A 15,049-nucleotide genomic window follows, 5' to 3' on the forward strand; every position below is an offset into this window, starting at 1 on the left:
CAAAAGCTAGCCAAATCTGCGCTACGATGCTTGTAGCCTCGAAGCCCTTTGGTGTTGCTTGTAGCAACAAAATACTATGTTTCAAATTTTCCCTAGTTGTTAGTGAAACACCAACCGCTAGAAAATATCAACAAAAAAGCACGGCCTAAACAGGCAATAGTTAGTTCATGGCCTACTATCCTTATATCATTGCCAGAAAGCAATAAAACCCCTAAAAAGGGGCTTTATTGGTCGCATTCGGTACATTCTATTAATTCACTTTCAACCGCGTATCCAACTTTATATCTCCAGAAGATTCCCCTACGCCAATAGCATAATCGCCTGGATAAACAACATACTCATTTTTTGTTTCATCGTATTGCCTTAGCGAGGCAACTGCAAACTTGATGGAAACCTTTTCCGTGTTCCCCGCTTTGATGGCTGCTTTTTTAAAGCCAATTAATACTTTTACCGGGCGGAACCCGTGGATATTTTTTGCAGTGGCATAAAGCTGAACCACGCTCCCACCATCTACTGTTGAAACATTCTTCACTTTTACTGTAATGGAAACAGAATCTTTTGCGGTGGCAACAACTTGGGAAAGTTTTGCATTGGTATATGAAAAAGACGAATAGCTAAGCCCATAACCAAAAGGATACAGCGGTTTTCCTGTAAAATACCTATACGTCCTGCCTTTCATGTCATAGTCTTCAAATGCTGGCAAATCTTTTTCCGTCTTGTAAAAAGTAATGGGCAGCCTACCAGTTGGGTTATATGCCCCGGTTAATATATCAGCCAAGGCATTACCACCCTGCTGCCCTGGATACCAGGCTTCAACTATTGCATCAAGGTTTTCGTTCTCCCAGTTTAGTGCCAATGCACTGCCATTGGTAGTTACCAGCACCACTTTTTTCCCGGCAGCTTTCAGGGCTTTCAATGCATCTAACTGCACTTCGGGCAAATCTAGGCTTGTCCTGTCCCCTTTATAAAACCCCTTCATGTCTAGCTTGCTTTCCTCGCCTTCAACCCTTGAAGAAATACCGCCACAAAAAATAACCACATCGGCAGACTTGCACGCTTCTACCAATTTAGCAACGCTATCATCCTTATTCGCTTTACTGGCATATACTAGTTCAGGCTTTTTGATAAAGTTATTTGTGATAATAGTTGCTGATGAACCCTGTTTTGATTGAATGCCTTGTAAAAAAGTAACTGGCAGTGCAGGCGTGCCATTGTAATTGCCATTGAGTACCCCTTTGTCGTTGGCAAAAGGGCCTACCACCGCAACTGTGGCTTGCTTGCCACTTAAACTTAGCGGTAGTATCTTGCTTTTGTTTTGCAGCAATACCATGCTTTCCAAGGCCGTTTGTTTTGCCAATGCGTCATGTTCAGGGGTATTGTTTTCCGAATAAGGTATCTGCTTATATTTCACCAGCACATTATCGTCAAACATACCCAGTTTAAACAAGGCCAACATCAGGCGGTTTACTGAAACATCCAGTTCTTTTTCTGTAATAATACCGTTTTCTACTGCTTTCATCATGCTAGTGTATTCGCCGCCACAGGTAAGGTCGCACCCTGCTTTCACGGCCAAGGCCGATGCTTCTGGCTGCGACTTGGCATAGTGGTGGTGCTGGTAAATATCACCTATTGCCCCGCAATCGGATACTACATACCCCTTAAACCCCCATTTTTTGCGAAGCACTGTATCCAGCAAAAAGTTGCTGGCACAGGCTGGCACGCCGTTTATACGATTGTAAGCCCCCATCACGCTATATACTTTACCTTCTTTTACCAATGCTTCAAAAGCAGGCAGGTAGGTGTCGAACATATCTGCTTTGCTTACCACCGCATCAAAAACATGGCGGTTATATTCGCTGCCGCTATGCACGGCATAATGCTTGGCAGTTGCTATTACTTTAAAATAGGTAGGGTCGTTTCCTTGCAGCCCTTTTACAAAGGCAACACCAGTGCGGGCAGTGAGGAATGGGTCTTCTCCGTAGGTTTCTTGCCCCCTGCCCCAGCGTGGGTCCCGGAATATGTTGATATTTGGCGTCCACATGGTAAGCCCTTGGTAAATTTTACGTTCCCCCTTACGAATATGTTCTTCATGCTTGGCTCTTGCCTCGGTAGAAATGGCATCTGCCACACGGTACACAAGCGCGGGGTTCCAAGTAGCTGCAAAAGCTATTGCCTGTGGAAACACCGTAGCCACCCCATCTCTTGCCACCCCATGCAGGCATTCGTTCCACCAATTATATGCAGGTATGCCCAGCCTATCCACTGGCTTTGCATTGTTTTGCATTAATGCTAATTTTTCTTCAAGCGTCAGTTGGCTCACTAAATCTTTAGCCCTTTCTTCAAATGCAAATGAAGCATCCTGAAAGCGGTACAATTTGCTTTTAGCACTGTCATTCTGTGCATAAATAGGACGATAACTTAAAAACATTACTAGTAATGCCAAACAGGCAACCTTCAAATGTGTCATTATATATGTATTTGCATTTAATTGGGTTGAAATTAAGGTATTATAACATCTTACTCCACTACTACTTTCATCCTTTTTATGTTGCTGCCCTTATTTGTTACCTGTACCTCATAAGCCCCTGATGCTACTTTGCTGTTGCCAAAATCAATAGCTTGGGTAGCTTCACCTCCTGCATATTGTATTGTTTTAGACAGCACAGCTTGGCCAAGCAGGTTGTAAACGACTATATTATACGTGCCTGCCGGCATATTTTTAAAGTGCAGGTTAAAGGCATTAGCCACAATCAAGGTAGGGTACAAGCTAAGTTGAGGGTTGCTGCCCGAGAATTGAACCTGAATTGTATTGCTGTAGCTAGCACTGCCATCTAGTCCCAATGCTTTTACCCTATAATAGTTTGCACCTTCATCTGGGCTTGGGTCAATGGCTGTATAAGATTGTTGATGGGCAGCTTTTACAGTGGCAATCCCCTTATTGACAAACCCATCAATACTTTTTTCCACTACATAGCTACTAATGTTGGCCTCATTGGCAACACCCCAATTTAGCACTGTTTTGCCATTTACTATATTGCCATCCAGCCCTGTAAAAGTTACTGGCAATGTGCCTGCTTGCCCTATTACGAGCACAAAACGCCCTTTGCCCCTGCTGTTCGTGTCGCTTGTAATGGCAAAATCATACAAAGGGCTGATCGTAATGTTTTGCCGTGTGCCTAGCAAATTATCCAGCAGCACAATATCGGTAGTGCTATCAAAACCAACCAAGCCCGTGAAACGGAAGCGGAAACTACCTGGCACAGTGCTTGCCACAGATAACCGCACCGTGTCTTTCTTCAACCCTAATGGGCGGGTCGCTATCGCCAGCAGGTAGCCACTGTCTTTCTGTATGCACAAGGTTTGTGTGCCACTGTCAAAAGACGTGGCATCCCATGTTGGGTTGTATCCTTTGGTGCCTTGGCTGTGGTAGCGCACCGCAACCTCGTCAAGCAGCGTGTCATTTGTAGTGTACATGCCCATCCTGATTAATTGCTCGTTGCTTGTGCCAAAATAGCTAAAGTTGGGTATTGTGGAGTCTATTTTGTGCGTTTCCCTGAACGTGACGGATGTTCCTGTTTTATTCGCTTCCACAAAAAATGCCTGCCCTATGGCAATGAAATCACCTTTTGTATCGTTGTACCCCGTTGCCGCATTGGTAACCAATCCGTTTGAATAGGTAGTATAATTGCCATTGCCATAGTGGCTGTATGTCCACATTTTGTTGTTAATTGCTGGGTTAGCAGCTTGGAAAGCTGTAAACCGCATCTGGCAAGGATACGGGTTTGCCAATAATGAATAAAGGTAATTTGAAGTATCGTTCAAAGCTACTGTTACTGGCCCTTGTGCAAGCAGACCTGTTGCACTTAGCACAACGCTTGTTGGTGCTGCAGGGGTAAGGCTGTTTAGCTGGTCGGCACAGCTGCCCGTGTTCCTGTCGCCCCTTATGTTCATCGAGTACCCCGTGCCTGGCGTGAGCAGCGTGGCATTGGTGTTGGGCACAGAAATCCACCTGCTGCCATTTACTGCCACAGCTTGGCAAGTGTACATGCTTGGCTTGTTGCTTTGCGTTTTGTCAAAACCATTGCTGTTGAACTTGCTACCGCCAGTGCCGCAGACTGTGCCACCCGTGCCAGTACCTGTGATATAGATTTGCTGCTGCCATGCGCTATCTACACGTTGTGTTACAGTACTGCCTATATAGCTTGATTTGCGTGCTGTTTTAGAGGGTATATACAATTGTTGGGTAACTTTTCCAGTAATATACCCCCCATTGATACCACCTTGCGATACCCTTGCCGTGCCTGTTGTGGCATTGGATACAAGCGTTAGGTTGCCACCGGATGCCAAAATACCTGCGGTTGGCTTCACAATGTTAATTACGTTCAGCCCATTGCCCAAGGCAACCGTGCCGCTGCTATTCACCACCAAGGTATCCAATACATTGGTGGTTCCGGGCGTGGTTTGGTCAAAATTCAATGTGCCAGTACCCAGCATGGTTATGCCCGAGGAGGCTGACCCAGTTATGGTGCCTGTACCTGACAAGACACCATTCACAGTAAGGTTGTACCCATTCAAATTCAGCCCTGAAGACAGGGTAAGGTTATTAACTGATAAATTAGTAGTTAGCTTAGGGACATTTGTTGCAATGATTACATTGGTAGACGAAGTAGGCAAGCCACCGCACCAATTGCCTACGCTATTGGCATCCCCACCATTGGCACCTACATAACTACCAGGCGTGCAATTATTAACTACTGAATTCACATTACCCAAAACGCTTAAATAAGTAGTATTAGCAGCAAATGCAAGCCCCGATTTTGTGAGGCTATAAGCATTGCCTCCAAGGGAGGCTGGCGTGCCAATAGTGCTAGTAGCATAAGAAGTATTATAAATACCTACCTCGCAACTATTGCCAACTGCAAAAGATGTTGCTTGGTCTGCCGTGTTGAACTGGTAAAGCAAGGTAGTAGAACTGGTAGCAGTTGCCGCAGCAACAGACCATTGCAAGTTTACAATCTTAGAATAATCCGAAACGGCATTGGTTATAGTGGGGCTAACACCAACCGTCATATCCGAGGCAATGTTATTTGTAATGTTGATAGGTGAGTAGGATGTACTAGTGCCTAAAGGAAATGCAGTAGCCGTGGAAACCGCTTTGCGCACAAGCCTTCCCGTGCCATTGGTAACGATGTAGCTGGAAGATGAGGCAGAAGCAATTGCACTGCCACTATTAATAGTTAAATTATTATTGCCAAGTGCTATATTGCCACTTGTAAGTGTAAGTGTCCCCATAATGGTGGCAGCACTATTTAATGTAGCCCCAGCGGCATTGTTAATCGTTAGACTATTTAAAGTTGTTGCCCCAATCGACTGGCTGGCTGTGCCATTCAGGTTGATGGTATTATTGGTAACAATATAATTGCCAGTAGAAAAGCTTGCGGAAGCAATATAATTGCCCGCAATATTGATAGTGCTACCATTTACCAACGTAACACTGTTTGTACCCCTGCTGCCACCAATAGACAAATGGTAGTAGCTATTGGCAGGTATGTTTTGCGCCCCTGTGCCATTAAAGTTTACCGTGTTGCCTGTTGCTGTGTCGGCCATGCTTGCAATAGTATAGGTACCACCCAAGTTCAAGGTGCTGTTTGACCCTTGGGTTAAGCTTCCTGTGCCAGACAATGCAGTTGAAACTGTAAGTGTGCCATTATTGGTAACCACAGTAGGGCTGGTTACCGTTACATTAGGGATAGATAGCGTTCCTGCTATTGCTTGGCTATTGGTATTAAACGTATAAGTACCAGTGCCTGCCGTGAATGTGCCGCTGTTGCTGATGCCACCTTGGAAAGTAACATTTGCATTGTTGCCTGTGTTACTCCAAACACCATCGGAATTGATGTTTACTCCCCCTACAAATTTGTAGGTTCCAGAAGTAGTTGGTAAGGTAAACGTTGCTGTTGTGGTGCTTGATCCAGAACCGATATTTGCCGTGCTAGAATCTGTAAAGTTTTGGCTGTTCACATTGAAACTGCCCGCACTTAGTGTGAAAGATTTTACGTATGTAATTGGTTTCAAAAGCGAAACATTAGCATTATTGATAACCAAAGCATTTAGATAGGCATTGCCGCCTCCATTGTCAATATTTATATTTAACGACCCCGTTCCATTACCATTGATTGTGAGAGAGGATGTATTTGTGCCACCAGCTCTAATATATACTGAGCCAGTACAAGTTTGCCCAGCCGTACCTAAAGTGATATTCCTGGTGGAAACTGCTGAGTTATTTGAATTGATATAATTGGTTGTCCCCAAATTGGTTAATGTAACAGGATCGCCACCATTTATAGCCGTAATAGCAATATCGCTTCCCAAATTAATGGTAGTGGTGGAAGTATTGTTTACCCCAATGGTTACATAATCCAGCGACAAAGGATTACCTGTAGCAGGCCCTGTAAGCGACTGCGAACCAGAAGCCGCATTGAAATACACCATCCTGCCATTGCAAACAAGACCACCAGGGGCACTGTTATAGGCACTTGAAGCTACTTGAGTGGCACTAATGCCATTACCCCCAGTTACTTTTAAGTCTCCACCGCTTGCTGTACTTAACACTAAGCCGTTGCCTGTTGTGGCAGCACTAATGGTTAAAGCACCAGTTATTTGGCGATAGGCAGTAGCAGATCCGAAACTAACTACCGTGTTTGAGGCTGATGTGCCAATGGTTACATTCACAGGTACACCCGCGCCACTTGCAGCACCGCTTACCCATTCTACTCCGGGATTGGTAACAGCACCTGTATTATATGCAATGGTAGAGCTGCTGCCGTAATTGGGGCTATTACCAGCAATAGATGCCCCACTATTTAAACTAAGCGTACCATTGATGGTTGGGGCAGTATTAAAAGTTAAAGTATTGCCTGTGATAATGCTATTAAAGCTAATTGCTGTTGTTCCATTGATGGTGGCAGCACCATTAAACGTGGTGGTATTGGAAGTAAACGTAAAACTGCCATTATTGGTAATAGTTGCACCTGCATTAAAGGTTACCCCTGCGTTTGCGTTGGAAAGGGATGCGCCATTGCTTACCGTTAAATTGTTGATGCCCGATACTGTACTACCAATAGATACAGCATTGTTTATAGTAGCCGTAAAATTAGAAGAGGGTGTACTTGCACCTAGCCATGTAGTGCCTGTGCCAAAAGAACCATCATACCGGGTGGCGTAGCCATTTATAAAAGTTGCTAGGCTAGTGTTGGTAGTAGTGCCACCAGAGTTACTTACGGTAATTGTATTGTTACTTGCAGATGTGTTTACCAATATCTTCAAAGAAATAGGTACACCAGAAGTACTTAAAACAGTAGCTGATTGCCCACCCACAGTAACTACGCTGCCTGTTTCGAAACCTGTGCCTGTGATGGTAATGGTGTCACGTGCATAAAAGCTATTGGCAGCAGTCAATGGCACACAAGAACTCACGCCGGTAATAGCAGGTGCTGCAATGGTGGCAACAGCCGCTACTAGGTAAGTATTGGTATTGGCTGACAAAGCTAAACCAGTGGTAGTAATGCTGGTATTGTTATACGCCCCACCTTTGAAGCTATAAGTGGCTGCTGGCGTGGTGCTACTACTGCCTTGGGCTATCACTTTATTGCTGCCTAAACTGATGGGGGTAATAGCAATGCCGATGGTGTTTGCAACGCTGGAACTTACACGCCAATATTCGTTATTGCTTATAGAGTTAACGGTTGTACCATCTGCCGTTCCACCCGTGCTGCCATTGAATGCGGCAATAGTGATATTGCCTGCAGCACTAGTAGCCGTGATGGTATCGGGCAAGTAATAATCGGTAGAAGAGGCATAAATACCTACAGGGAATGGATAGCTTGTGCTACCTGCCGCAACTGTTCTTACCAATGGGCCATCTATATATGCAATGGCACTGCCACCACTGAGGGTTGCGGAATTGGTAAGTGTGAACGTATTGGTAGCCGTAGTTGTTACTCTTCCTTTTGTTAGGGAGAAAACGCCAGAAACGGAAACAGCACCACTGATGTTTAAGGCATTGGTGGTATTTGTTTTATTGATTTGAAGATTGGTAAAACTGGTTGCGGAATTAATCGCTTGGCTGTTCACTCCAGAAAATACTACTGTTGAACCTGTTGTGGTTAATGTGCCAGACGTATTAGGCAAATAATTGCTGGTAATGGTTACCGTGCCACCATTGGGCAGTATCCTTCCGCCTGTTGTGCCGCCGGATATATCCAAATTATTGTAGGTAGTAGCCACAATATTTTGCGTGCCAGTGGTGCTATTGTATTTTACAGTACCGCCATAACTAATACCGCTTGGTATAGGTGTTGTACCCGTATTTTGAGTGCGGATGGTGCCATTGTTGGTGATAGAAATACCTGAACCAGCTAATTGTCCATTACCTATGTCTAAGATTGCTCCAGCGTTAATGGTTAATGCCCCATTGATGGCAAGGTCGGTACTTGATGTAACAACACCTGCGGTATTAGCTATTGTTATATTATTGTAAGGATAAGCCGCATTGCCATCGATGGCTTCTGCAGCAGCACCACTCAAATTGATGGTATTGCCCGTAAATGAGAGGCTACCACTAGTAAAAGACAAGCCCGCTAATGATAAATTGCCCGTTATGTTTAAAGTACTGGGTATAGAAATATTGCCAGCCCTAGCACCAGTAAGTGTTAACCCATTATAGCCAAAGGATGGGACTGTTTGTGCAGCAACGCCGTTGAAAACAATAGTGCCCAAGCCGCCAGCATCTGTAATGGAGCTAGGTGTAAATACGTTGCTTACATAAACTGGTGCATTTACAAATGCCGTTGCAAAGCCACCTGTCAAGTCTAGGTTGTAGAACTGCATGGCAGGCACTGTTTGTTGGTTGCCTTTAAAAACAACGGTGGTTTGGTTGGGCGTGACTGTTCCAGTAGTTGCCACCAACGACCCTGTTAAATTAATAATGCCTGTAGGATAGCTGCTTCCTCCCAATACCCTTGGCCCATTGTTGCCACCAGACATATCAAGGCTTACATATGTGCCTGGGGCAACGGTTTGGGTGCTGCTGCTATAATAAACAACATTGCCAGCCCAAGTGGCATTAGGGGGCAAGGCACCTGTGGTAGTATTATTGGCAGTACGTAAAGTGCCATTGCCACTTACTATTTTTAGTGTGCCGCCAAGTAGATTAGTACCCAAGTCAAGGGTTGACTTAGTAGCCAATTTCAAAGTATCTATAACAGATACATTACCAGTAGCAGTGATGGTACCAAATGAGCTTGTGTTTACATTCAGGTTTTGATAAGTGCCAGCGGGTATGTATTGCGGTCCGCTCGCTGAATTAAGCTGCACCTGCCCAGCCCATGTTACCCCACTTGGTATGCACGGGTTGGTGGTGCTTTGGGTTTGTAAAATACCAGTTCCTGTAGCAGTTGTTACAGTTCCCGAAAGGTTATAACTTCCCATGTTCAACGTGTTGGCTGTAGCAATGTTCAGTACGCCATTCACTACCAAATTGGCAGCAGCAGTGGAAGTGCTACCAGCCGTACTTGCATTCACCGATAGCCTTTTATAAGTACCCCCCACTATCGTTTGGCCACCAGTAGATTTATTGTATTCTATGTTCACATTCCATGTTTGCGCAGCAGGGAATGGTGAAGTGGAGTTGCTGCTGGTTTTGATTATGCCAAGCCCCACAATGCTTCCTTGCAGGGTCATATCACCAGCCAATTGCAGCACAGAATCAACCCTCAAGGTTGCCCCTGTTTGTATAGATATTTTATTTGCATAAGCAATGGCATTGGTAATGGCGGGCATATTGGTAATGCCAGTGGAAGGGATTACCACATTGTCTGTTGCAGCAGGAATTACGCCAGTTGCCCAGTTGCCCGATTTGTTCCAGATTGTATCAATAGCCCCCGTCCAGCTAATGCCTGTATCGCCAGAATTAAGCCCAATATTTGTCCTGCCTGCACTATCCAAGCTAAAGGAAATGGTATTGGTTACGCCTGCATTGGTAATATAAACTTTGCTTTTATCAGCGCTCCAAGTAGTTACAGGAAGTGCATCACCATATTGAAAAGGGAATAGTAATACTTTAAATTGGGGGTCAACCGCATTTGCCTCTATTTTAAACCTTCTTAACCCAGTGGAGGTATATGTAGTAGAATCAATTCCGCCAGCAAGGGTGCTGCTGATGGCACCAGTGGCATTTAATACCCTTATCAATAACCGTCTATTGCCTGTGGCACTCGGCTCTTTTAAAACTACGTCAAACTTATAGTTGTTGTTGCTAAGGTTGGCATATGTGGTATCCACGCTTAAATCAGGCGCAATAGGCGTAATCCATTTATAATTGCTGGAAGCATTGTCTTTCTGTGCATCATCTGCCACTATTACATAAGGGTTCGTGGCCTGTATCATGGCAACTGTCCTGAATACCTTTTTCAGTATCCCATTAAAGTAAGGCCGCTCCACCGCTCGCACATAATAGTATGGCGGCGTGAAATTGTCTGTGAATGTCAACCGGTTATACAGTGCTATGTTGTCAAAAGAATAGAAAGGGCTATATCGATATTTATTGTATCCATCGTTAATTTTATTAACTGATGGCGGGCTTAATAGTGGGTTGTCATACAGCAAGCCCCCAAAACCCGAATTGTTCCATTGATAACTATAAGCGTGGGTAGCATCCCCAGCAATGGTCATGATGCTGTCTGTTTTTTTATAGAATACCATCCTGCCTGGTGCAACACCCGAAGACCATGAAGTGCCTGTATCTGGCGAAACGCCCAAATCGTTCACCAACACTGCACTGGACACCTGTGTAGTGGATACTAAATCAAATGTAGATTGCCCACTAGCAATGGTGGTAACCCTAGGGAACCAAATCCGTCCCAATGCACTATACAACACTTCATTTTTATTAGCATAAGTATGCCCTCCCCCATCTTGCCTACACGCAAAAAACACCATGGACGATGTAGAATCAAACCCACTACGCATCACGGCTTGCCCACCTAATGAATCGAAATAGAATTTATTGTTGCTTAGTGCTGCTTGTGCATAGCTGGTTACAGGGGCAGCGAAATAGTTGGAGGCAAATAGCAATCCTGGCACATGTGTATTGAAACCTGCCCCATAATTATCGCCACAGGTTGTATTATTATAAGCATAATAATTATTAGTTATGCCTGTCTGATTGGCATACTGACGCTGCATGGCATTTTTCCATATAAAATCCACCGAACTATCCGCTGGGAAAGCCCATTTCAAACCACCTAAATCCATGAACGTATGTTTCCACCCGCCTGTAGATGGGCTGTTGGTACCCGTGCCGCCCAATATATCTGTACCTATCAATGAATAGCCGAATGGCTGAACTACCGCAGGTAAATATTTCTGTGCATAAGCTCGAATATTGGGATGACCAAGCAAACTAAATCCTCTTTTTGCCATGGCAACCAATAAAAACTCGTTAAGGCGATTTTTCCCAATGCCTTCATACATATCCCCTGTTGGATAAATACCATAAGTCAAAAAATTCCATACCGTTTTTACCCAGCCTCTCAACAGTCCAGAGTCTTTGGCTGCATAGCCAGGCTCGCCTTCTACTGCTATATTGCAAATAATTTCACCTCCGAATGTAGCCCAGTTGGTGGTGGTGGTATAGGATGGTGCCCAAGCACCGTGTTCTTTGCTGCTATCAGGCAATGTTTTTAAAATGGCCATGCGCACAGTGTCTTGCTGCACTTTAGTCATTTGATCGTATAAAAAGTCATAAGCCATGGCATTGTGCAAGCCACCAAAATTGCTCATGTTCAAGGCCGGGACAATGGTAGTGTCTGCAATTACCTTTCTTGCCCAAACAGTTAAAGCAGTTGCCAGTTTTTTGGCACGGGTAGCATAAGATGTATTGGTAACTGTGTCTGTTTGGTTCCTGTATATCCAACATTCCATGGCTTCGTGCGAGAAGTTATAAGCCATTTTTGCATAATTGCCGCCCCATAAATTAGCATAATTGTTTGTAACCCCAATATCGCCCAAATACAAGGAGTCATAAAGTGTCTTTGTATCTATTGCCCCCACATTGGTAAAGTACTGGTTGCCCAAAGTATCCTTATTATAATAAGCAGTTTTACTATACCCTGAAAAACCTAATTGGACCAATGTTGTGTAGGCGTGTATAAAACGTGATGCGGCAATACCAGCAGGGGTATTTTTTAACCGATACCTGATTTCTGTGGAATCTGAAGGGCTGCAATAGATGCGGGGATGCTGCCCTACTGCTGGCACATGCTTGATATACCGCAAGCCTGTCATGTCTTGGTTAGAAGGCAAAATAGTTGCAGGGCCTATACCATAAGGGGCATAAGCGGTATTAGGGTCAAGGTAGGTCATGTTGAATGTATAACCACCCTGTGCAGAATCGGATAACAACACCGTTTGCGTTGCTGACCAGCCCGACTCTGTTGACACGCCTTTCACAGTGTCCATAAACTTATACCGATAGCTATAAGTATTGCCATTGGTGAGGGCAGTGTCAGTGAAATTGGTAGCCTTTTGGTAGCCACTAGAATGCCCACCACCAGCAACATTGTCAAAATAAAACTTTAAGGGAAGCCCGGCCAACGGGGCCGATGCTGCCATGAATATTTTTCCAGATTCGCTGTATTGTGGAAATATTAGCCATTGTGGGGTATTGTTATTGGGCACGCCAATAATAGAATCAGACAAATTACTTTCCTTGCCAGGGGCATACACTGCGCTTATCTTATATTTATAGCTATTGCCATTGGTAAGGTTATAGTGGGGGTAATAAGTGGGTGTGCCAACGGTACTATCAATGGCTGTTAATGCCCCGCCATTGACAGAAGCGTAAATCTTATAATAAGCAACGGGATAAGTGATTGAGGAGGAATCTATTTGAACATAGTTGAAAGTGTTGCCAGCATAAACGGAAGGGATAGTAGGTGAAGGGCTTATGGAAATGGTTGCTGGAATAAAAGTGGCCAAATTAGGTATTGCTGCAACACTAGTGTTTCTAGGGGCATAAACAATAGTATAAAACCCGTTTTTCAGGTTAAGCCCATCCAACAAGAAAGACAATTGCTTACTTCCAGCTATTTGTTGATAGGAAGTTACTTGTACTATATAGTTGCTATCGCTATTAAAATAGCCATTGGTGGGGTTATAAAGCAAATAGTAGCTATTGTTGGCAGTGTCTAATGCTCCTGCTTGGCCATAGGTGGTGAAATCGAAAAACACATTCAGTAACCCACCATAATTTGAAAGGTCGGTTTTGCTCACATACCAAGCACGGTTCCAACGGGTAATGCCAGTTGCCATGCTTACATTGCCAGTCAACGCATTATCCGCTGCCATTATGTAGCTGCCCTGTTTGCGTAAAAAGCCAGACACACCATTGATATTTTGCAAGCCAAGCCCATTGTTGGATCCTGTTGCATTGGTCGTATCTCCGGCGGCTTCAATGCCTATGCCTACAAGGTTATTGTTGAATGCAGGGTTGGGTGGATAGTACAATTGCCCATACGAATTGATGAGCGTATCCAACATGCCCCACTTGGTAGCCAAATACAAATCGATGATGCGCTTGCCTGATGTTTTGGTATCGTAGCCAGCCAATACTGTTTCGCTGATGCCCCAATGAACGGAATTGGTAAATTGGTATCTGTTCCCAATAGTTGTTGTTAAAGTTGAAGGTGGTGTAACTGCCCCGTTTGAAGAAAGGGTACCTCCACCATTATAGTAATAATTGCTAAAGGCAAGGCTACTAGTAGTAGGCAAATTGCCTGGAGTGTAGTTGCCGGGCAGGCACCATTGCCCCCTAAGGTCATTGTAGCTTGTATAATAATAACCTGTATTGTTCCTTATAGCCGAAACCACAAATTTGTTATTCCCTGTACCAGAAAGATATTTAATGCCAATTTGTGGCACACCCTGTGTGGCCACATTATTAGTGCTATAGGTACATACTCTAAAATCAGTCAAAGAAGTAGAAATGTCTGGATATACATAAACTACTTGCGCCAGATTATAGCCGTTTTGTGGTGCACCTAAGGCATTGGCAGCAATGTCAAGATTTTTTGTACCGTTGAATTCCACAAGGGTTTTGCCATTTTGAGTAGTGTAATGCGGTCTGTTTGCTGAAGTACCTTGTGTGGCCGATAAATTATTTGCCTTGTCTTTCCAAGTAGTTACGTTGCCAGCAAAGCCTGCACTATCCCTTGTTAAAGTTGATGAGTCTGCAGCATCTAGCCAAATATTTATCTTGCTTTTCGCAAAGCCCCCTGGGTAATACTGGGCATAGCTTATTGTCGAAACAAGCAGACAAACGGCAAGGGCAAAGGATTGGGTATATTTAATTTTCATACGGCTATGTAACAATTAAAGCTATGATAACAATCGGGCAACGTATCATAAGGCATATCCCTGTAATACAAAATACAAAGAAATAACTTTAAATACAGATTCACATTGCTGCATGTTGCAAACAATGGTTTGTGTGAGCCATGATTGTGTGTCGCAGGGATTGGGCTTACTTCCTGCCCTTTTTAAAACGGCAAAGGTATTTTTTGATAAAGCTATCGACCCATCATCGCACTATACCCCAAAACCAATTCCTGTAACCTCCAAAGTGGTGCTTACAGGGATTTGTTTTATACTACGCAAACAAAAACAATCTTTTATTTGCTTAAACACGTTATACTACTTAGAGTTTTGTGGCGAAAAAGACATGTTATCATTTTACAATATTTTACCGCCGGCCATTTGTTAGATAAAACAATCCGCCAAAAGTTGGCACAAACAATATGCCCACCAATCCTACAACCACAAGTTTTGTTTTGGTTCCTTGGTTATCGTTTATTAAAAGCTTCACCAGCCCAGCCATTAACATTACAAAACTTACAATTGCGAAAATAGACCAATATAGCATTCCAGGATTGGGGAGCAATAGTTTCATTTTGTATAAATTTTTACTATAATAACGTTTTATTGATAGCTC

At 43.9% G+C, this 15,049-nt stretch carries 3 protein-coding genes; all 3 read right to left on the reverse strand.

The annotated features are described in order from the left end of the window. Positions 1 to 250: 250 nt before the first annotated feature. Complete coding sequence (locus ACHFIY_RS02835; RefSeq protein ID WP_410844538.1) at positions 251 to 2,467, reverse strand: glycoside hydrolase family 3 C-terminal domain-containing protein; 2,217 nt, start codon at positions 2,465 to 2,467, stop codon at positions 251 to 253. Between the two features lie 50 nt (positions 2,468 to 2,517). Further along, complete coding sequence (locus ACHFIY_RS02840) at positions 2,518 to 14,415, reverse strand: beta strand repeat-containing protein (RefSeq protein WP_410844539.1); 11,898 nt, start codon at positions 14,413 to 14,415, stop codon at positions 2,518 to 2,520. A 385-nt stretch (positions 14,416 to 14,800) separates the two neighbouring features. Then, complete coding sequence (locus tag ACHFIY_RS02845; RefSeq protein ID WP_410844540.1) at positions 14,801 to 15,007, reverse strand: hypothetical protein; 207 nt, start codon at positions 15,005 to 15,007, stop codon at positions 14,801 to 14,803. Between the last annotated feature and the right edge of the window lie 42 nt (positions 15,008 to 15,049).

This window comes from Parasediminibacterium schistidii, assembly GCF_046546515.1.
GTDB lineage: Bacteria > Bacteroidota > Bacteroidia > Chitinophagales > Chitinophagaceae > Parasediminibacterium.